Consider the following 21,811-nt stretch of genomic DNA (forward strand, 5'->3'; position numbering starts at 1 on the left):
ATTTTTTGAATTTTTTTTACATTTCTTTAGGAGCATTAACACCAAGTAGTCTGAGGGCCTCAGTCAAGACAATTGAGGTCGCCTGAACTAACGCCAATCTCGTGTTAATTTGCTCATCTTCGACCAAGATTTTAACATTAGCATAGTATTTATTAAACTTCTTAGCTAAATCCAAAGCATACTTGGCAATAACAGATGGTTCAAATTTATCACTGCTGCGCGCAATGATTCTTGGGAAATCGGCTAATGCTTTGGCAACGCTAAATGACCAATCATCCTTAACTGGTGCAGCATCAAGTTTAGGCTCTTGACCTAACTTCGCAGCTTTACGTAATACACTCTGTGCCCGCGCATTGGTGTATTGAACATAAGGACCAGTATCGCCCTCAAAGCGAACAACTTCATCTAAATCAAAGTCAAAGTTTTCTACCCGATCATTTTTAAGATCATGGAACACAACGGCTCCTACACCAACATCATGAGCTACTTGTTCTTTGTTAGCTAAAGCAGGATTTTTCTCATCAATTTGCTTACGAGCTAGGTTAACGGCATCCTTTAATACTTGGTCAAGGAAAACGACGTTACCTTTACGGGTTGATAGTTTTTTACCATTTTGCGTAATTAAGCCAAATGGTACGTGGTAAATTTCATCTGCCCAATCATAACCCATCTTCTTCAAAACCGTTTTAAGTTCAACAAAATGGTGAGCTTGCTCATTACCGACAACATACAGCATTTTAACGAAATGGTAAGTATTCATTCGGTAAATAGCGGCAGCCAAATCACGGGTTAGGTAAATACTGCTACCGTCAGATTTTACAATCATAGCTGGGCTTTCGTCTTCGCCCATATCAACTACCTGTGCCCCGCGTGATTCGTGAAGCAAACCTTTTTCCTTTAATTCATCGATAACAGGTTGCATCTTATCGTTAAAGAATGCTTCGCCCCTGTATGAATCAAATTCGACGCCCAATTCTTTGTAAATCCGCTTAAAGTCTTTTAAGGAAACGTCACGGAACCATTGCCATAATTTAACTGCTTCAGGATCACCATCCTCAAGTTTTTTAAACCATGCACGGCCCTCATCCTCAAGCTCAGGGTGCTTTTCAGCCTCCTCATGAAACTTAACGTAATACTTAAAGAGGTTCATGATTGGATCTTTTTTGACATCTTCCTCATTACCCCAATGTTTATAAGCAGAAATCAGCTTACCAAACTGGGTGCCATAATCACCTAGGTGGTTGATCTTAATTGGAGTATAGCCAACTTTTTTCAATGTTTCCGCAATTGAATTACCGATTACAGTTGAACGCAAGTGTCCCATTGACATTGGCTTAGCAATGTTGGGACTTGACATGTCAATAGGAACATTTCCTTGCCCTAATTTTTGGTCACCATAGTGCTGTTTTTCTGTCAAAACTTCATGCAAAGCTTGCGTAATTAATTTTTCGTGGTTAATTGCGAAGTTAACATACGGACCAACAGCTTGAATACTGGTAAAATCGCTGCTTTCAAGATTGGCAGCAATTTCTTGAGCAATCTCAGCCGGATTTTTATGCATAACTTTAGCCAGAGTAAATGCAGGGAAGGCATAATCACCCATCTTTTCATTCTTTGGCCGTTCAATAAGTTGGTTGATTTTTTCTTTAGGCAAATCTACTTGACTGGCAACAAGATCAACTACTTTACTTTTAAAGTCCATTTTTACCTCCAAATTCCAATAAAAAAGCCTCTTCCTTTAATTCCAAAGGAAGAGACGAGTTTTTACCCGCGGTACCACTCTATTTGATACAAAGTATCCGCTTATTATTTTTGTTAAATTACTGGTCAGGCACGCCTTCAGTCATCCTCCTAACCCGACTCTCATCAACTCGGACTCGCTTACTAGGATAAATGCTTACTACTCCTAACCTCTCTCAAAAATTGATTATAACAGGAAATGGCATTCAAGCCAACACTTTTAATTATTTTTGACGATTACCTTTGTGCCAGTGGGAATATTTTTCATTATCCACCGTGCATCTGAAATACTCAACCTGATACAGCCATGAGACGCGGATTTAACACCCAATTTTTTGGCTTCTTTGCGATTATACTTTCCATTGCTTTTAGTTGGAACCGTATGAAAGAGGTAGACATTATCTTTATCCCAGCTAGTCCAATAATTAGCACCCTCATTTAATTCTGGATTATAAAAAGAATCTCCCCGATTATCCTGAATCTTAAAAGTCCCTGTGGGCGTTGTCGATTTGCCCTTTTTAAAGAGCCCTCCACTTGCCAGCATCGTGTACACTACCTGGTTTTCACGCAAAATATAAACGCGATTGCCCCGAAGAGAAACACGAATGGTTAGATCATTTTCAAGCGGCTTAATTTTAGGATAAGCTTTTGTTTCGCTGGGTTGATGCCAGTCATAAGGCACCCGCAGATCTTGCGGATCCTTATAGGGACGAAAAGATGCTGCCGTCTTCTTAACCTGCATTTTCTGATTTTCCTTGGGCTTTTCTTCCTTCGGACTTGACGGCATCGAAACACGAGCTAGACTGATTGCACAGATTAGTAGAACAAATAGGCCTGTTAGCGGCTTTAATAGGCTATTTTTCATACTAAATCAACCTCCTCGAGAATTATTTATACTCTATTTTACAATATTTGCTAGTTTAGCCAAAAACTTAATCTACAAACTTAAGCATAAGTTTAGGTAAAAGCGCACTAATTTTGGTTGGTTGTACAACATATTCATCTTTAGCAATTAAATCGCCAGCGAGTGAGTGCAAATATACAGCTGCTAAAACGGAATCAATATTGCCACCAAATTGCGCAGTAAAGCCACCAATTATGCCGGCTAAGGTGTCGCCCATGCCGCCACAAGCCATCCCTGGATTACCAAGAGGATTAACGAAAACATCCTTATTTGACGTATAAACTTTGGTATGATTGGACTTTAAAACTAAAATAGCATTTTGCCCTGGAAACAGCTTATTTAATGCCGTCAAATTAGCTGCATCCGTTTGATAAGGTATCCTAATTTGACTAAGTCTCTGCCATTCCATTTGATGAGGAGTCAAGATTACTAACTTCGCATTTTGCGGGGCCAGCGACCGATTTTGACCAATCAAATCCAGCGCACTAGCGTCTAAAATAAGCGTTTGCTGGTTAGTTACTACTTGACCCAGCTGCAAAAGAAGCTTTTGCGCAAATGGAGTAGCTCCTAATCCTGGTCCACAAACAATGACATCCATGTTTTTTATTAATTGCGGCAGATCACTGCTGCGCCAATCAACATACATCACTTCAGGATCACGCGCATGTAGAGCATTTAAATTAATTGAATGGCAAGCAACAGAAACTAGACCAGCGCCAGATTTCAGTGCACCTTCTGCGGCCATAATAATTGCACCACCGTAATTCTCACTTCCACCTATTAATAAAATTCGTCCGTAGTTTCCCTTATGGGTGTTGCTTTTTCTTTTGGCTATAACCTTAGTTAAAATAGATTGCTTAATTTCTGTCATTGTTATCCTCCAAAAAGCCGGTGCCAAAAACGAAGCAAGAAATTAACCTGTTTAGTGGATTGCAACGCTTTTGCCGGTAGTTTAATTCCGTCAGGTTCTTGGATAGAAATTAGTTTAGTTGACCCCGATTTAAAGCTATATGAACCAACCGTTTGATTTTGGGTTACCGGAGCTTCAATGGTATCCTTAGTTAAATTAACAGTTAATTTTTGGCCATTTTTTGGTCCCCAGATTACTCGTCTTTGCTTCATGCCGATATCAACTTGCTTGTTAGCGCCATTATGAACATTAATCTTGCTGGTACCCATAATCACTTCATTTTGATTAAAAACAATGGGTTGATAATTACGGTAAACATACCGCAGCAACCTGCCAGTTTGCTCAAAACGGGCTGGGTCAAGACTATTAGCATGCCTTGCTCCCATTACCACGGTAATTAGTCTTGCATCGCTATCTTTTGCCGTTCCAATAAAACAAGCACCAGCAGCATCAGTAGTTCCCGTTTTTAGACCATCAACTTTTAGATCTTGCTGGTATTGGGACAAGCCTTTAAGCATCCAATTAAAGTTAGTCATGAGTGTTTGGCTTCCTTGATCAGTGAAGTTTAAATGAGCAATTCTTGTTGTTTCAATTATTTCGGGGAAGTCAGTCAACAAGTGCTGACCAACGATTGCCATGTCTTTAGCTGACATCTCATTTTCTGCGTCTTTATCCGCTCCTGGATAGGCATCCGTCCCAACACTTTTATTGGGCAAACCGCAAACAGTATAGATCTGGGCGTCATTAATGCCCCATTTTTTTAATTGCTGACGCATCTGCCGAACAAACGCAACTTGCGAGCCACTGACGGCCTGAGCAAGCAACATTGCCGCCCCATTGGCAGATTCGATTAAGGTCGCTTGGTATAGCTGCCTGATTGTATAAGAGTGCCCCATTTTTAGTGGCACATTAGAAAACTGCTTATTATTGGCAACCTTGACAATCTGCTTAGTTGGCTTTACTTCTGTATCCCAACTAAGTTTTTGCTCTTTAATTGCTTGTAAGGTTAAATAAGTCGTTACTAATTTGGTCATTGAAGCAATTGGCAATACCTGATTAATATTCTTGCCATAAAGCAGTTGCCCCGTTTTACTATCGATTGCAATTGCCGATTTAACATTGAGATTTAATTGCTCAGACTGATAATTATTTCTGACTTGAACTGATTTAGGTTGAGCTGCCGGTTCACTACTAGGACCTGTTCCACACGCAGATAGTGTCACAATAGCCAATAAGCTGACCACAACTGTTTTTAAATTTCTCCTTAGGTTCATAAGTTCTCCTTTGAAGTGAAAAAATTTTAGCAAGTTCTAGATTAAATTTGATACTGATAACAATAATAGGGAATATTAAAATTATGATCATTAACCTTTTGATAATCATTGTCAATTAAATATTGTGGTAATAATGCAACTGCCTCTCCCCTTTTTACCAATTGCATAATTGTTTCAAGCGAATCAATTTCTATCAATCTCGCTTTATCTGGACATAACTTCAGGGTTAGTTTTCTAAACGGACAAGTTAAATCACTATTGATTGCAATCGGACAGGTCGATCCATCTTCTTGTTTTCCTTTCAAAAAGCACGCTGGTAAATTAGCTGTTTGCTTTAACCGATAATTAGGCAAGTCGAATTGGTTAAAGGTCACCACTACATCGTAGTATCTTTGCGTTAGTTCCGATTCCAATTGGTTACTTTTCTTAATGGTAACTGCATAATCAGTAATAAAAAATTTCTTCTTAGCGATTAAAAAGTTAACTAGTAATTCCGATGATAAAATCGTTTTTCGAATAACTAACGTATCTTGCAGTTTTTGCCAATTTCGGAGCGCTTTAACAGCAAAACGATATACTTTGTTTCCGTTATCCGTCGGAGCCACACCTTGATTTGAGCGAACAAATAAAGTTGAATTCAATTCATGTTCAATTGCCTTTAAGCGTGCTGTCAAATTAGATTGTGCATAGCCTAATTCTTTAGCAGCTTTATTGATAGATTTAGTTTCATAAATTGTCTTATAAATATTTAAGTCATTAAAATTCATCTTGTCACATTATCACTAAAAGTGATAGCCCTATTAACTTTTCGGCTTATGCAAAGCCATTTTCATTCATTATACTATTTTTTGTAATCAAAGAAGGGAGAAAAATCTTATGACTACAAAAATTGGTATTAATGGTTTTGGCAGAATTGGTCGTTTATCATTACGGCGTATTTATGACATTAAAGATAATAGTTTAGAAATTGTTGCGATCAACGATTTAACTTCACCAGCAATGTTGGCTCATTTATTGAAGTATGACACGGCTCATGGTCAATTTAATCATGAAGTTGCCGCAACAGAAAATGCAATCGTAATTGATGGCCAAAAAATTCCTGTTTACGCTGAAAAAAGCGCAAGTGATATTCCTTGGGTTAAAAATGACGGGGTTGAGCTTGTACTAGAATGTACTGGCTTTTACACTTCAAAGGAAAAGTCCAGCAGTCACTTAAAAGCCGGCGTCAAAAAAGTATTGATCTCAGCACCTGCCGGTGACATGAAGACAATCGTTTATAATGTTAATGACGATACCTTAAATGCGGATGATCAAATTATTTCTGCTGGTTCATGTACTACTAACTGCTTGGCTCCGTTAGCCAAGGCTATTAACGATGAATTTCAGATTAAAGCTGGAACAATGACCACCTTACATGCCTATACTAGTTCACAAATGCTGCAAGATAGTCCCGATCGCCACGGTGATGTTCGTAATGCACGTGCCGCTAGCGCAAATATTATTCCCCATTCAACTGGTGCCTCTAAAGCAATTGGCCTAGTAATCCCGGAATTACAAGGTAAGCTAACAGGAATCGCTCTCCGTGTTCCTGTGATCACTGGTTCAATAACAGAATTAGCGGTTACCCTTGCTAAGAACGTTACTGTTAATGAATTCAATGCCGCAGTCAAAAAGCACACAATTGACAATGTGACATTTGGCGGCAATGAGGATAAGATCGTTTCATCTGATATTATTGGCACGGAATTTGGTTCTGTTTTTGATCCGACAATTACCCAAATTGCTACGGGCACTGATTATTCACAAGTTATTAAGGCTTATGCGTGGTACGATAACGAATCCGGGTTTGTAGCGCAAATGATCAGAACATTGCAAAAAATAGCTAAATTAGGCTAAATCGTTCTAATTAGAATCTTTTTACCTTTTACTGAAAATTGATATAAAAAGCCATTTCTTAGTTAGTTTAAGAAAATGGCTTTTTTGTCTTCTAAACTTTAAATTTTAATGACATCCCCGCGAAAATTTGGTATTATAATTAATGTATTTTAAAAGAGGCCCCGATGGCGGAATTGGCAGACGCGCAGCGTTCAGGTCGCTGTTTAGGTAACTAAGTGAAAGTTCGAATCTTTTTCGGGGCATTAAAAGAAAAGCTAATCATTCGATTAGCTTTTTTTGTCAAAAATTTATTAATATTAAGGAGGAATTGGCATGCAAAAGCGTTTAACCAAATCAAGAGATAAAATTTTAACTGGTGTATTAGGCGGAATCGCTGAATATTTTGGCTGGGATAAAGCCTGGACTAGAATCGGCGGCGCAATGGTTATTTGTTTTACCGGCTTTGGGTTAATCGCCTATATTGCCGCAGCAATTGCTATGCCGGACAAAACGCGTGCTGATGACATTCCTTCTGGTGAATATCGTCAATACTAATTGCGTTTACCTATTACTCTTGTTAAAATGAAGTTCCTTGGCAGGGGCACAAGCAAAAACATCATAAGTTAGTTTTTGCTGGCTACAAGAATTTTAGTAATACTAATATTTCTGCATCAAAGAGCATGAGTTCTCAATTATTGAACCCATGCTCTTTTTTGAATTTGACTCATAATTTAATTTCTTTAATTCGCCAAAAAAGCAGAATTTCTCGTTGCATATAGATTCCCACTCCCTTGCCGTTAATATCAGCGACATAGTAGCCAATATTTTCTGAGCCACCTTGAAAATCAGTCACACTGTCACAATGAGTGTCTTTTTTTAAATGTAATAAATATGACCTAGTTTTCTTATCTGCTGCAACTTGGCGCATCCTCTTAGTATCATGACTTTGCAGCATTTGGTTAACCTCAAATTTTGCCGAAAGCGGAACCCACGAGTTTTGGTAAAAAAACCAGTAGAAGAAAGCACCAAAAATAAAAATAAAGATAAAAATTCCTTTTTTTCTGATATTCATGATTTTTTCTTTTTCCATCATTTAAAACAGTATTTGTTAAATATTATTGCAGTAGTTAACTGATCTGTTAATCGAACCACCTTAAACTTAGTAAAAAATAAAAAAGCATTGAGTAATATTCACTCAATGCTATTTATTAGTTTTATGCTTTTATATGTAGCTTAGCCAAAAGCGGCACAATTTTATCGCCTAAGATCTTTTGCGCTAAGTTCGATTTAATCGCCGCAGCGGCGTAGAAGATTCCCCCAACTAACACTGCAACAACGACAATAATTGGAGCCTGAAGGCGACTAGCAGGACTCAAGAAGAGCTCAAGCACTTTTTCAACGCCAAGAACAATCAGGAACATAATCAGCGAAAAACCGGTAATTCCAATAAAACGTCTGCTTGTGCGTCCCTGGTTGAAATCATAGACTACTTCTAGGTGTTTAAGAGCCAAAAAGATAATCACAAACATCCCTAAATTAGTGGCTACAAGTGGTCCAAACACTTTAAACACGTAAATCATCGGATATTGCACAATCAGTTTAATGATTAGACCTAACACTAGATACTTAATCGCCAGGCCATTCTCTGATAATCCCTGCAGAATTGCCATTAATACCGTAAACATCCCCAATGTAATCGAGGTAAAGGCAGACAAATACAGAATATTAGAACCCAACTGATCAAAACCATAAAAAATGGTGTAAATTGGCGTAGCAATGGCTGCCATACCAAACGCAGCCGGAATCATTACGAACAAAAACAAATCTAGTGTGTTGCCGATCTGTTTAGAAATCCCGGCAAAATCATGTTTAGCATGTGCAGCAGATAATAATGGTATCGCAGTTACCGCCATTGCACTAGCCAAGGAAACAATAATCATGATTAGCTTATTAGCGTTCAGCGCAAATAACGCATACCACGTTTCAATCGTGTTGTAACTAGCCTTGACCACACTAGCAATCATTGGGTGGAAAGTATATTGATCCACTAGGTAAAATAATTGTATTCCCGCATCAATAATAATAAACGGAATTGCTTGCTCAATTATCTCTTTAAATAAGGCTGCTGTCGAAACCTGAATTTCGTTTTCGGAATTTTCAACTAGGTAATTTAATTTTTTTCTTCTGGAAAGCAAGAACAAGCATAAAATCAAAATACCAAAAATTGCACCAATAGCGGCGGCGAAGTTGGATTGAACAACTGCATCAACAAAATTACCGTGCTGCACTTGCATAATTACGTAAGCAGTTAAAAGCATCCAAGCAACCCGAGCAAATTGCTCAACAAACTGCGACATTGCCGACGGCATCATATCAGCGTATCCCTGAAAATAACCCCGCATAATGCTTAACACGGGAATGAGCAGGATAGCATAAGACAAACTGCGCATTACCGCAACTTGGCGTGGATCGCTACGAGACCCATTCGAAGCTAAAAATGGCGAAGCAAAATACATAATCGCGGCTGATACAACACCCAAAACAATCATCAAGACAAGACCACGGTGAAACAATTTGCGCCCTACGCCATATTCATTTAGGGCATTATACTTAGCCACTTGTTTGGCCACTGCTCCCGGGATTCCTGCTGTCGAAATTAAGATAAAAATACTATAAATGTTATAACTACGCGCAGTTAAAGCATTAGCGATATTACCATAAGGTGACATCCAGATAAACCACGGAATAATGTAAAGTGCACCTAAAATACGTGAGGTAATTGAGCCAAAAGTCATCCACGCGCTACCCTTAATAAAGGTATCTTGCGTATTTTGTTCTTTTAAATTATTTTCTTTCATCAATTTTCCCTAAATTCGTGTACTAACTATTTTATTTTGAATGAAAAACGACAATTAACAATCAATATACTTATCACTTTAGGAAAAATTAACTTTATTTAGCAACAATATTGACAATTTTATTTGGCACCACAATTACCTTTTTGATTTCCTTACCAGTCAAGAATTTTTGGACATGTTCAAGTTCTAAGGCTTGTTTTTGCAAATCCTCTTGGCTTGAATCCTTGGCAGCTGTGAAATTACCGCGCAATTTACCATTAACTTGAACCATAATATCAACTGTTGATTCAACAAGCTTAGCAGGATCATATGTTGGCCATTTAGCAAAAGTAACGGATTCGTTATGACCAAAGATTTGCCAAATCTCTTCCATCATGTGTGGTGCAATTGGTGCAATCATCGTAATAAAGCCTTCAGCGTATTCCCGCGGAATAGTTTTAGCCTTTTGAGCAGCGTTGATGAAGACCATTAACTGTGAGATGGCGGTATTGAAATGCAAATCATTAAAGTCTTCTGTGACCTTCTTGACAGTTTCATTGTAGATTTTATCCAAAGTACCATCATTTTCGGCCACAATATTTTCTTGTGGAATTGCCTGTAAGTCAAGATCGTTAACAAACAAACGCCAGATTCGGTCAAGAAACTTCTTGGTTGAAGCTGGGCCATTGTCATCCCAATCAATTGAAGCATCAAGTGGTCCCATGAACATCTCATACATTCTTAGACTGTCAGCACCATATTCGTCAATCACATCATCAGGATTAACGACATTCCCCTTTGACTTAGACATCTTGTCATGGTCTTTAAGAATTAGTCCTTGATTGTATAAGCGTTGGAATGGCTCTTCATTTGGTACCACGCCAAGATCGTATAACACCATATTCCAAAATCTAGCATAAAGAAGGTGTCTAACGGCGTGCTCTGCCCCACCAATGTATAAGTCAACTGGCGTCCACTTCTTTAACAATTCGTAATCTGCTAATTTGTTATCATTATGCGGATCAATATAGCGTAAGAAGTACCAAGAAGAACCAGCCCAGTTAGGCATTGTGTTTGTTTCCCGCTTACCTTTGCGACCATTCTGATCAACAACATTAACCCAATCCTTCAAGTTAACTAACGGACTTTCAGGTGTACCGGATGGCTTAATATCAGTTGCATGTGGCAATACAAGTGGCAGTTCATCTTCGGGAACAAGAGTAGTTTCGCCGTCTTCCCAGTGAATAACCGGGATAGGCTCGCCCCAATAACGTTGCCGACTAAATTCCCAGTCGCGCAACTTGTAGTTAACCTTTTGCTTACCAGCATTGTGTTCTTCAAGCCACGAAACCATTTTTTCTTTTGCATCTGCCACATTCAAGCCATTTAAGAAGTCTGAATCAATGTGTGGTCCCTCACCAGTGAAGGCCTCTTTATTAATGTCGCCGCCTTTAATAACCGCCTTAATTGGCAAATGGAATTTTTGAGCAAACTCATAATCACGTGTATCGTGAGCGGGAACTGCCATAACAGCACCGGTTCCGTAACTTGCCAGAACGTAATCAGCAATCCAGATTGGAATTTCCTCATTATTGACCGGATTAATAGCGTAAGCACCGGTAAATACACCAGTCTTATTTTTATTTAAATCGGTTCTTTCCAAATCTGATTTGGATTCAATTTGCTTAATATAAGCATCAACGTCAGCCTGGTGACCAGCAGTAGTAATTTTTTGGACCAACTTATTTTCTGGGGCTAAAACCGCATAGGTAGCACCAAAAAGCGTATCGGGTCTAGTACTGAACACATCAAATGTTTGATCAGAATCTTTAATCTTGAACGTAATTTGAGCCCCAACTGAACGACCAATCCAGTTACGTTGCATTTCTTTAATATTTTCTGGCCAATCAAGATTATCAAGACCAGCAAGAAGACGGTCGGCATATTTAGTTATCCGAAGCATCCATTGTTTCATGTTCCGGCGATAAATTGGGTAGCCACCACGTTCGGTTTTACCATCAACGATATCTTCGTTAGCAACAACAGTTCCTAAATCTGGTGACCAGTTAACCGGAACTTCTGCTTCATAAGCAAGACCGTGCTTATACATTTGTTCAAATGTCCACTGCGTCCATTTGTAATATTTTGGATCACTTGTTGAGATTTCTCGGTTCCAGTCATAAGAAAAGCCTAACTTATTTAGTTGTCTCTTAAAGTTAGCAATATTGTCCCTAGTTACGACAGCTGGGTCTTGACCAGTCTGCAATGCATATTGCTCAGTTGGTAAACCAAAAGCATCCCAGCCCATTGGGTGCAGCACATTGTAACCCTCACTACGCTTCATTCGCGCAATAATATCTGTTGCCGTATATCCTTCTGGGTGCCCTACGTGCAATCCCTTACCAGATGGGAATGGAAACATATCTAAAACATAATAATTTTTCTTTTGCGGATCACTACCTGTTTTAAATGTTTGATTTTTTTCCCAATAATCTTGCCATTTTTGCTCAACTACTTTGTGATTGTACATAAACATTTCCCTCATAAAAAAAGTCCTATGAAATAAACTCATAGGACGAATAATCGCGGTACCACCTAAGTTTCACGTAAATTAACGTGACCCTCACAAGCCCCTTAACGCGGATAGCAAACGAAAGATTTAACCTAGGCTCAGTTCACAATATATTTTTCAAGTCTTGCACCAACCGACTCTTCTCTATAGAAAAATAAAATTGCTACTAGTTCCTAACCTTTATTTTTTGATCAATAATGATTATAATTTACCACAAATGCTAAAAAAAACAAGGGGAGAAAGATATTTGAACACTACAGATCATTCGAAAAAAGATACAATCATACCCGCGACCATATTTTTACTTATCTACGCGGCTTGGGCAATTCTGGTTTCCTCTGGCAACCAATTTATCCATCAGTTTGATAAATCGTTAATTGGTTTAATTTGTAATAATAACCCTGCTATCATCAAATTCGCAACCACTTTTACCAACTTGGGCAATACTAGCGTTATTATGGTTGCGACCATTATTCTGGTAATTGTTTTAGGCGTTTTCCGCAAATACGCTTTCGCGGTTTTTACGGCGGGAACAATGATTGCAGCTAATGGTTACAATTGGATCATTAAACATGCGATTGGTCGGCAGCGACCAATGGTGCACCACCTTGTTGAAGCGCATGGTTACAGTTTTCCTTCAGGACACTCCGTGGGAAGTGCCACACTTTTTGGCATTCTGATCATTTTAACCATCTTGCTAGTTAAGAAGAAGGGACTTAAAACCATTCTGTGTATCATTTGGCTATGTTTCCCCATACTGATTGGCTACACGAGAATCTTTGACCATGTTCACTATCCATCCGATGTTGTCGGTGGCTTTTTAGAGGGTATCTCCTTCTTACTAATTGGGTATTCATTTTTATACCATTACTATTTAGATAAATGAAGATTAAGTCGTTTTAAATAAACGGCTTTTTTATTTGCTCTTTTTCTTAAAAACAGCTCAGAACATTATTTGATAACGCTAAGCAAATCTCGCTGCAGGTGTTCTTGTAAAACCGCGTGAAGTTTAACCAATTGGTCTTGATAATCCGAACTGAAATTTCGTGGGCTTTGATCATTTACAAACCGACCGGCGTTTGTCATTCCCCAAAATTGAGCGGTATCGTCATCAAAAACTTTAAATGCATTCATGTATTTATCCCAGATTTGATCGTTTTGACCAATGCCATCGCCAACATAACCTTGACCACCACCAAGGTAGCCGCAATTCATGATGGTGTACAGATATTTCCCGCTAAGTAACCCGGTTAGACCATTTTTACCTGCTTCATAGGCAAATCCGGCAGCAAAAACTTTTTCAATATAGCCCTTAACGATACTTACAGGGGCATCATGCCAATTGGGATAAGCAAAAAGAACCACATCTGCCTTTTTTACAAACGACTGCTCTTGAGCAAGGTAAACCGGTGCTTCACCTAGACCATCTTTGACATAGTAAAACTCTTCTTGGTGTAAAACGGGATCATAATTGAGATCATAGAGATCGCGTAATTCAACTGCCCAATCATTTTCTTCTAAATAGCGCATAGCGGTATAAACCAAATCATAAGTTAAACTATATTTTCTTGGTTCTCCGACGATAAACAAGGCCTTTTTCTGATTAGGTTTAGCGTTAAAACCGTGTGGTTTATATGGCTGCTGCAATTCTTGCGGTACTACTGTCCCAGAAGTTCGTATTTCTCCGTTTAAAATTTTTTGAACTAATTCCATTTAATTATTTCTCCTCTGCTAGTTTTACCTTAACGGCAAATTTTTTAGTTTTAATGATAATTTTTATGCCTGCTGTTTGTTCTTACTTTGATAGATACTATTAAAAAGCAAGGCAAGAATGATTGCTACTAGTGAAGCCACAAATACTCCCTTTAAAGCACTGAACAATACCTGACGCAGCTGCGGAACCAAATTGGCTGCTAGCTCCTTGGCTTTAGCCGATGAAACAATTTTGTTCATCATTGCCTGATTTAATTGCGGGTGCTTGGCTAACTGTTTAGCAACCACCGTGTTAAAGGTAATACCAAAGATTGACATCATCATTGTTTGTCCTAAAAAGCGCATCAAAGTATTAAACGATGTGGCGACGCCCACATTACTTGGTTCAACTAAAACTTGCGCCTGTACTTGGGAAGCAGGAATTACGACACCAAAGGCAACGCCATTAATCCCAGCAATAACGTAATAAGTCCAGACGGGCGTAGTAATCGGTAAGATTAAGAGTACGCAATCTACTATTAAGATAATTGTTAATACCCCATAGAAAGTCTTCCGAACACCCCAACGTTTGAGCAGTCTGCCTACCAAAAATGAGCCAACAACCCAAAGAAGTGAGCAAGGAGTTACCGCAAAGCCTGCTACCGTGGCACTAACACCTTTAACTCCCTGCATCCAAGTCGGAAGATAGAATTCAAAACCGGCAACAACACCACCAATTAATAATGTTGTCATGTTCATAGCCAGAAATTGGCGCTTTTTAAGCATTGTTATGGGCATTATTGGGTCTTCGGCACGTTTTTCTTCCCGGTAAAAAAGTATGGCACAGACAAGCACCACTGTAAATAAGACAAGAAGATACACTGGCTTAAGTGTGCCCAGCTGCTGCAATAAAAACATTAAACTCAGAAGCAAAATCATTAACCAGAAAGTGCCTTTAAGATCCAGTTTGACCTTTGTTTTAGCTCGTGATTCATTCATAAAGATGATTACCAAAATTAAGGCAAGAAGACCAGTGGGCACGTTGATGTAAAAGACCCAGTGCCAGGATAATTTTTGGATAACAAAACCGCCTAAAAGCGGCGCAATAATGGATGCTACTAGCCAAAAACCGGAATTGAGTCCTAACATTTTAGCTCGTCTTTCTGGTTCATACATGTCAGCTAGGATAGTCATCGCAACAGGCTGAATAGCACCGGAGCCCAAGCCTTGAATAACTCGAAATAAAATTAACTGAACCATGTTATGGGCTAAGCCGCAAAGAGCTGAACCAACTATAAAAAGCGTTATTCCAAATAGAAAAATTGGTTTACGTCCAACACTGTCTGCCAATTTGCCAAAAATGGGTGTTGATACCGTTGTCATGAACACAAAGATGGCAACAACCCAATTCATAATTTTTAAACCATTTAGACTTGAAACAATCGTGGGCATTGCTGTTGAGACAATTGTTCCTTCGATAGCAGTCATAAAGGTGGTCAAAAATACGGCAAGCGTTATGACCATTATATTAACTTTTTTCAAAATTCTTCCTCCTTAATCTCAATTTGTTGCTTAAAAATTGCCGATTTTAACTTAGTCTCCCGACTTTAAGTCAAAAAGCTGGCATGATTATCTGCTTATTTACTCCCACTTATTAACATACTAATCAGACCATTTCTATATTATTAATTGTCATCCCCTCTTTATTAGCTAATTCAAGCCATAATTCATTATCATTAATTATCATTTTTGATCACGTAAATATATCACAAAATATTACTATGATAAACACATTTTAATATTGCCATTAGGTCAAGTAAAAATTACTAGTAGAAGCTTTTTTGATAACTAATTGACTATTGCGAGTTATGTAGCAGTAATAAATTAATATAGAAACATATTTATAATCTTGAATTTATAAAATTTAGAAATCACTTTCTTTAAATGCTATACGCTTATCGGTTTTTCTACTATTTTTTAGCCATATCAGATTATTTGTTAACGCCTATTTTTCTTATTATTAATCACTCTTTTAATGCTGGCTTTTTGTTTATTAATTATGTATTAATTCTTACTTTGTATCTATCAAAACAATACGTACAGTTAATTTTTGCAAAACAAAAAGGGAATCGAAATTCGATTCCCCAAAATTGTTGATCTTCAGTTTTAATACTTTAGGTTAATTTTCTTGTTTCTTTTTATAAATGCAGTTGAAAATAATTGACAGAACAATTGCTACAAGTGATACGGTATAGACTCCCTTAAGAGCACTAAAAAGTACTTGACGCAATTGAGGAATCAAATTAGCTGCTAATTCTTTTGCCTTTTCTGCCGAAACTATTTTGTTCATCATTGATTGTGTTAGGTTTGGGTGTTTTGCTAGTTGACTGGCAACGATTGTATTAAAAGTAATACCATAAATCGATACCATCATCGTTTGTCCTAAATAACGCATTAACGTGTTAAATGAGGTTGCCACCCCAACATTATTTTGATCAACCAATACTTGTGAGCGAACTTGCGCAGCGGTCATAACAGAACCAAAGGCGAACCCATTCATTGTGGCAATAATACAGAATACCCAAAATGGCGTATGTACCGGTACGATTAAGAGCATGCAATCAGCAAGCAGCAGCAGCGTCAACATGCCGAAGAATGTTTTGCGCACGCCCCATCTACTGAGCATCCCGCCAATCAAAAATGAACCGATCACCCACATCACTGAACTTGGTGTAACCGCAAAACCAGCAATTGTAGCAGACGTCCCTTTAATCCCCTGCATCCAAGTTGGAATATAGAATTCGAAACCAATCACAACGCCTGAAATAAACAGCGTAATCATGTTCACTGCCAAAAATTCTCTACCTTTAAGCATCGTCAAAGGCATTATTGGATCTTCAGCCCGCTTTTCTTCATGGTAAAACATCATTGCACTAAGAATAATTAAAGCTGCTAAAGCCAGTAAAATAATTGGGCTAAGTGAACTTAATTCTTGCAAGGTAAACATTAAAGTTAGTAGTAAAACTACTAGCCAAAATGTTCCCTTAACATCCAACTTGGTCTTCTTTTTCGCTTTTGGTTCACTTAAGAACACAACAACGAGTAAAAAGGCAATTAAACCAATTGGAACGTTAATGTAAAAGACCCAGTGCCATGAAAGGTTTTGGACAATAAAACCACCGAGTAATGGTGCGATCACCGATGCCACTCCCCAAAATCCGGAATTGAGTCCTAACATCTTAGTCCGTTTTTCCAAAGTATACATATCGGCAATGATCGTCATTGCAACAGGCTGAACAGCACCAGAGCCTAGACCCTGAATCACCCGAAATAGGATTAGTTCTAGCATGTTATTGGCCTGACCGCAAAGTGCAGAACCAATGACAAAAAGAGCAATCCCAAAAAGAAAGATTGGCTTACGGCCTATGCTATCAGCTAATTTGCCGTACAAAGGAGTGGAAACAGCTGTCATAAACAAAAAGATTGAGACAACCCAATTCATAATTTCTAATCCGTTCAGATCAGAAACAATAGTCGGCATTGCAGTTGAAACGATTGTACCCTCAATGGCGGTCATAAACGTTGTCATAAAAATTGCAAGCGTAACTATTGGTACATTAGTCTTTTTCAAAATTACTGCTCCTTCAATTTACTTATTTTCCTTAACAAAATCCAAAAGTGCTTGAATTTTATCGGTTTTCTCCCATGGTAAATCGATATCAGTACGACCAAAATGACCGTATGCAGCCGTTTGCTCATAAATTGGGCGTCTTAAATCTAGCATTTTAATTATGCCGGCAGGACGCAAATCAAAGACGCTTCTAACTGCCTTAGTCAGCAATTCATCACTTACTTTGCCAGTATTTGCAGTATCAATCATGACAGATACAGGGTGAGCCACCCCAATAGCGTAAGCTAATTGGACTTCACACCGCTTAGCTAAACCAGCTGCAACAATGTTTTTAGCAACATAACGAGCAGCATAGCTAGCACTACGGTCGACTTTTGTCGGATCCTTACCTGAGAATGCGCCGCCACCATGACGAGCATAACCACCATAAGTATCAACAATAATCTTTCGCCCAGTAAGACCAGAGTCACCCTTAGGTCCGCCAATTACGAACCGACCAGAAGGATTAATCAAAAATCTGGTTTCTGCATCAAGATATTTGGCAGGAATAACTTTTTTAATTACTAAATCAATCATTGCTTGCCGAATATCTTCATTACTTACCTGGTCATCTGTTTGCGTCGAGATAACAACAGTATCAACCCTCTTAGGCTTATTGTTATCATCATACTCTACGGTGACTTGCGCCTTCGCATCAGGTCTAAGCCAAGTCAAAGTGCCTTCTTTACGCAATTTTGCGACTTGACGCATTAACCGGTGTGCCAAAGAAATTGGCAACGGCATTAATTCGGGTGTTTCGTCAATGGCGAAACCAAACATAAGTCCTTGATCACCAGCACCTATTTGGTCAAGCTGATCATTATCAGACTTATCTTCCCGCGTTTCAAGTGAGTGATCAACACCACCAGCAATATCAGGAGATTGCTCGTCAATTCCGACTAAAACAGCACAATTATTGCCGTCAAAGCCAAGCTCTGGCTTATCATAGCCAATTCGCAAAACAGTCTTTCTGACAATGCTCTGGATATCAACATAAGCACTAGTTGATATCTCACCAAATACATACACAATGCCAGTATTGACAATCGTCTCGCAGGCTACATGTGCATCCGGGTCTTGAGCAATAATTGCATCAAGAATCGCATCGGAAATTTGATCAGCAACCTTATCAGGATGCCCTTCAGAAACTGATTCTGAAGTAAATAAACGTTTTTCCATAATAGTCCCCCTTAATAGACGTTAGCTATTCGGTTACAAGGCATCTCCAAATCTTGGATCCTCTCAGGACTTGAACCGATAAATTATTCGTTCTTTTTGTAAAAAAAAGACTACCGTAGTTTCGGTAGTCCTAGAACGATGGAGGATACAGGGCTCGAACCTGTGACCTCCTGCTTGTAAGGCAGATGCTCTCCCAGCTGAGCTAATCCTCCAAAGTGACCCGTACGGGATTTGAACCCATGTTACCGCCGTGAAAGGGCGATGTCTTAACCACTTGACCAACGGGTCATGTTCTGAATCAAAGCACATTCAATAGTATACTAGATAAGCGCCAAAATGCAAGAAGAAAATGCCAAAAAATTACAACTTTTTGAAAAAAGCGCTTTTATCCTTGAAAAAGCAAAAAAACTCAATGCCAATTTTGACATTGAGTTTATTTATTATTCTTTACTTTGTTGCTGCTGCAACAGAACTTGATCGTACTTTTTAATAAAAGGCCAATAAACAATTGCGGATAAAGCAATAATAACAAACTGCCATAATGCGGTCCGCCAGCCACCAATCAAGAATCCTGAAATGATTGGCGGTGTTGTCCAAGGAACCATCACGCCGGAAAACAATGGTAAAACACCAATTGCCATTAACCAGTAACTAAAAATCCCAACTAAAGTCGGAAAAAGAACAAATGGCACTAGCAGGTACAAATTCATTACAATCGGTACCCCAAAAATAACCGGTTCGTTAATATTAAAAATATTAGGGAAAAGCGATAATTTGCCAAGTTCCTTTAAAGTAGACGATTTAGCAAAAAAAGTCATATAAATGACAAGTCCCATCACAATTCCAGCACCAGTCATACAAAGATAATTATCCCAAAATTGCTGCGTAAAAATATGGCCACCATTAGCAATGGTTAATTTCTTTCCTGTCGCTAAAATTGCCTGATTTGCAGACATATTTGACTGAAGAATAGGCGTCAGGATTGCACCACAAATGGCACCGCCGTGCACTCCGCACCACCAAAGAAGAGACATTACAATTGTCATAATGACGACTCCGCCAAGAGAATCCGTTACTCCCTGCAATGGAACTTGAATTGCCGAGTATATTAATTCTGCAAAACTTGTTTTTGCCAAAAAAGTGAAACAGGCACAAATCGCACCCGCCACGATCAAAACTGCACCGGTCGGAATTAATGCCATAAAGGAACTTGCAACTGCAGGCGGTACTCCTGTTGGTAATTTAATTCGCCAATTTTTTTTGACACAAAAACTATAGATATAACCTGCTAAGAGCCCAATAATAATTGCGCAAATCATCCCTTGACCAGCAGTCCAGGTCTTAGAAATCACATTTGGAATAATCTGACCAGCTTTGGGCTTAATATCAGGTGGCAGTACCATAATAAATGCACTCAATGCAGCCAAACTGCCGGAAAAAGGAGAATCGATCTGCTCATTTTTAATATAGGTATACGCGATTCCAACGGTCGCAAAAATTGCCATTAAGGAAAACGATGATTGATAAATCTGATTAAAGATCGCAGCCCAACCACTTGCAGTAATCGCATTTGCAACTGCAGGAATTGGAATGTTTGCCAGTAACATAAAAAGTGAACCAACAATTAAAAACGGTAGGACAAACATCATCCCGTCTTTTAATGCCTTGATAATTTTGGTATTGCTAAATTTTATAACACTTGGGACGATTTTTTGATTAATATAATTACTCATCTTTATTTACCCCACTTGATCGGCTAAACAGTCACCGTTGGTCGAAATAATATGTTGATACCATTTAAAAGATTTTTTGCGATAAAAGCCTGCCGCGCCTTTTTTCACTTGCTCTAAGTCAATATAGATAAAACCATAGCGCTTTTCAATTTCACCCGTAGAAGCGCTAATAATATCTATTGCAGCCCACGGTGTATAACCAATAACATTAACACCATCAATTTCAATGGCTTTGAGCATTTGGACTATGTGCTCTTGTAAATAATTAATTCGATAATCATCATTCACCGTTTCGTCCTTTAGTTCATCAAATGCACCTAAGCCATTCTCAACGATAAAAAGCGGCTTCTGGTATCTTTCATAAGCTAAATTCAAAATATAACGTAAGCCGACCGGATCAATGGCCCAATCCCATGCACTTTTAGGTACGTGAGGATTAGCTTTTTCAACATAAGTATTTTTTTCGTCATATTCAGCAATAGTTGATTTGTAATAGCTAAATCCCAAAAAATCGACTGTCCCCTTTTTTAAATTTTCTAAATCCTCATTTGTGATGTCTAAATTTAAATTTTGTTTTTCCCAGTGCTTTAAAGTGTATTTTGGGTAAGTTCCCCTAATTTGAACATCGCTAAAAAAGAAACGTCGATCCATTGCTTTCAAACTAGCAATTTGATCTAATGGCTTACAACTGGCTGGATAAATTGGACCTAAATGCAACATACAGCCAATTTGATTTTGCACATCAATTCTTTTACCTACTTGTACCGCTAATGCGCTGGCCACAAACTGGTAATGCGCAATTTGATACATTGTCTGCTCAACATTTTCATTTTCACTGTAAACTACTCCTGCGCCAGTCCATGCGTTAAATGGATTATCTGTATCGATTAAATTGTTAATTTCGTTAAAGGTCATCCAATATTTTACTTTTCCGCGATAACGCTTAAAACAGACTTCGGCATACTTGAGAAAGAAGGAAATCATTTTCCGATTGCGCCAGCCACCATATTTTTTGGTTAAATAATACGGCATTTCAAAATGTGATAGCGTAACGACTGGCTGAATCTGATACTTTAAACATTCTGCGAAAACATCGTCGTAAAACTTTAACCCAGCTTCATTAGGCTTTTCTTCATCTCCTTTAGGAAAAATTCGCGACCAAGCAATACTAAGCCTAAAGCACTTAAAGCCCATCTCTGCAAAAAGCTTGATTTCAGCTTTGTAGTGATGATAAAAATCAATGCCCAAATGATTGGGATATTCCTTGCCCGGTAAAATGCCAGCTGTAATTTCACGTGGCTTTTTAGCGCTCCCCTTTGTCATTACATCGGCTACGCTCAGACCTTTACCAGCAACATTCCAGGCGCCTTCATACTGATTAGCGGCAACTGCGCCGCCCCATAAAAAATTTTTATCTAACAATTT

General features: G+C 38.5%; 17 protein-coding genes, 3 tRNA genes and 1 riboswitch. Of the genes, 4 read left to right on the forward strand and 16 right to left on the reverse strand.

Annotated elements, in window-relative coordinates:
• Nucleotides 1-16 precede the first annotated feature (16 nt).
• From argS to J3U69_RS08030, 5 genes are all read right to left on the reverse strand, one after another.
• Nucleotides 17-1,702, reverse strand: coding sequence for an arginine--tRNA ligase (argS, locus tag J3U69_RS08010; RefSeq protein ID WP_267413632.1), 1,686 nt, complete (start codon nt 1,700-1,702; stop codon nt 17-19).
• Nucleotides 1,703-1,960: 258 nt separating this feature from the next.
• The gene (locus tag J3U69_RS08015; RefSeq protein ID WP_103751913.1) at nt 1,961-2,605 is read right to left on the reverse strand and encodes a L,D-transpeptidase; all 645 of its coding nucleotides are present in this window, start codon (nt 2,603-2,605) and stop codon (nt 1,961-1,963) included.
• Nucleotides 2,606-2,672: 67 nt separating this feature from the next.
• The gene (locus J3U69_RS08020; protein WP_103751914.1) at nt 2,673-3,515 is read right to left on the reverse strand and encodes an NAD(P)H-hydrate dehydratase; all 843 of its coding nucleotides are present in this window, start codon (nt 3,513-3,515) and stop codon (nt 2,673-2,675) included.
• A 2-nt stretch (nt 3,516-3,517) separates the two neighbouring features.
• Nucleotides 3,518-4,828, reverse strand: a complete 1,311-nt coding sequence (locus J3U69_RS08025) for a serine hydrolase (RefSeq protein ID WP_267413633.1) — start codon at nt 4,826-4,828, stop codon at nt 3,518-3,520.
• 41 nt (nt 4,829-4,869) lie between these two features.
• A complete protein-coding gene (locus tag J3U69_RS08030; RefSeq protein WP_267413634.1) occupies nt 4,870-5,595 on the reverse strand; it encodes a LysR family transcriptional regulator in 726 nt (241 codons plus the stop codon).
• Between the two features lie 109 nt (nt 5,596-5,704).
• Between J3U69_RS08030 and gap the strand changes: the two genes are divergently transcribed.
• The 3 genes from gap (at nt 5,705) to J3U69_RS08045 (ending at nt 7,258) form a co-directional block, all read left to right on the forward strand.
• Nucleotides 5,705-6,724: a type I glyceraldehyde-3-phosphate dehydrogenase gene (gene gap / locus J3U69_RS08035; protein WP_267413635.1), complete on the forward strand. Its 1,020-nt coding sequence runs from the start codon at nt 5,705-5,707 to the stop codon at nt 6,722-6,724.
• 158 nt (nt 6,725-6,882) lie between these two features.
• Nucleotides 6,883-6,966: transfer RNA gene (locus J3U69_RS08040), tRNA-Leu, on the forward strand.
• Nucleotides 6,967-7,036: 70 nt separating this feature from the next.
• Nucleotides 7,037-7,258: a PspC domain-containing protein gene (locus tag J3U69_RS08045; RefSeq protein ID WP_103751918.1), complete on the forward strand. Its 222-nt coding sequence runs from the start codon at nt 7,037-7,039 to the stop codon at nt 7,256-7,258.
• Between the two features lie 169 nt (nt 7,259-7,427).
• On the opposite strand, the gene J3U69_RS08050 is transcribed toward J3U69_RS08045, so the two are convergent.
• The 3 genes from J3U69_RS08050 to leuS all read right to left on the reverse strand — a co-directional run bounded on the left by J3U69_RS08050 (nt 7,428) and on the right by leuS (nt 12,070).
• Complete coding sequence (locus J3U69_RS08050) at nt 7,428-7,775, reverse strand: hypothetical protein (RefSeq protein WP_267413636.1); 348 nt, start codon at nt 7,773-7,775, stop codon at nt 7,428-7,430.
• 142 nt (nt 7,776-7,917) lie between these two features.
• Complete coding sequence (locus J3U69_RS08055) at nt 7,918-9,561, reverse strand: putative polysaccharide biosynthesis protein (RefSeq protein WP_416381938.1); 1,644 nt, start codon at nt 9,559-9,561, stop codon at nt 7,918-7,920.
• A gap of 94 nt (nt 9,562-9,655) precedes the next feature.
• Nucleotides 9,656-12,070, reverse strand: coding sequence for a leucine--tRNA ligase (gene leuS, locus J3U69_RS08060; protein WP_220268237.1), 2,415 nt, complete (start codon nt 12,068-12,070; stop codon nt 9,656-9,658).
• A 259-nt stretch (nt 12,071-12,329) separates the two neighbouring features.
• Here leuS and J3U69_RS08065 point away from each other — a divergent pair, with 259 nt between their 5' ends.
• Entirely contained in the window at nt 12,330-12,998 is a 669-nt protein-coding gene (locus J3U69_RS08065; RefSeq protein WP_103751943.1) for a phosphatase PAP2 family protein, read from the forward strand.
• Nucleotides 12,999-13,063: 65 nt separating this feature from the next.
• On the opposite strand, the gene J3U69_RS08070 is transcribed toward J3U69_RS08065, so the two are convergent.
• From J3U69_RS08070 to J3U69_RS08105, 8 genes are all read right to left on the reverse strand, one after another.
• Nucleotides 13,064-13,825 (reverse strand): NAD(P)H-dependent oxidoreductase, encoded by a 762-nt coding sequence (locus J3U69_RS08070; protein WP_267413638.1) that lies wholly within the window; start codon nt 13,823-13,825, stop codon nt 13,064-13,066.
• Nucleotides 13,826-13,888: 63 nt separating this feature from the next.
• Nucleotides 13,889-15,346, reverse strand: a complete 1,458-nt coding sequence (locus tag J3U69_RS08075; RefSeq protein ID WP_267413639.1) for an MDR family MFS transporter — start codon at nt 15,344-15,346, stop codon at nt 13,889-13,891.
• 637 nt (nt 15,347-15,983) lie between these two features.
• Complete coding sequence (locus tag J3U69_RS08080; RefSeq protein ID WP_103751923.1) at nt 15,984-17,435, reverse strand: MDR family MFS transporter; 1,452 nt, start codon at nt 17,433-17,435, stop codon at nt 15,984-15,986.
• An 18-nt stretch (nt 17,436-17,453) separates the two neighbouring features.
• Complete coding sequence (metK, locus tag J3U69_RS08085; protein WP_103751924.1) at nt 17,454-18,653, reverse strand: methionine adenosyltransferase; 1,200 nt, start codon at nt 18,651-18,653, stop codon at nt 17,454-17,456.
• Nucleotides 18,651-18,734: riboswitch (SMK box riboswitch) on the reverse strand. Its footprint overlaps the gene before it by 3 nt.
• A 58-nt stretch (nt 18,735-18,792) precedes the next feature.
• Nucleotides 18,793-18,865: transfer RNA gene (locus J3U69_RS08090), tRNA-Val, on the reverse strand.
• Between the two features lie 4 nt (nt 18,866-18,869).
• Nucleotides 18,870-18,941, reverse strand: a tRNA-Glu gene (locus J3U69_RS08095).
• A 152-nt stretch (nt 18,942-19,093) separates the two neighbouring features.
• Nucleotides 19,094-20,386 carry a PTS sugar transporter subunit IIC gene (locus J3U69_RS08100; RefSeq protein WP_267413640.1) on the reverse strand — a complete coding sequence of 431 codons (1,293 nt, stop codon included), beginning with the start codon at nt 20,384-20,386 and terminating at the stop codon, nt 19,094-19,096.
• Nucleotides 20,387-20,392: 6 nt separating this feature from the next.
• Nucleotides 20,393-21,808: a 6-phospho-beta-glucosidase gene (locus J3U69_RS08105; RefSeq protein WP_267413641.1), complete on the reverse strand. Its 1,416-nt coding sequence runs from the start codon at nt 21,806-21,808 to the stop codon at nt 20,393-20,395.
• Between the last annotated feature and the right edge of the window lie 3 nt (nt 21,809-21,811).

The sequence above is a fragment of the Lactobacillus sp. B4026 genome (genome assembly GCF_026535825.1).
GTDB classification, from domain to species: Bacteria; Bacillota; Bacilli; order Lactobacillales; family Lactobacillaceae; genus Lactobacillus; species Lactobacillus panisapium.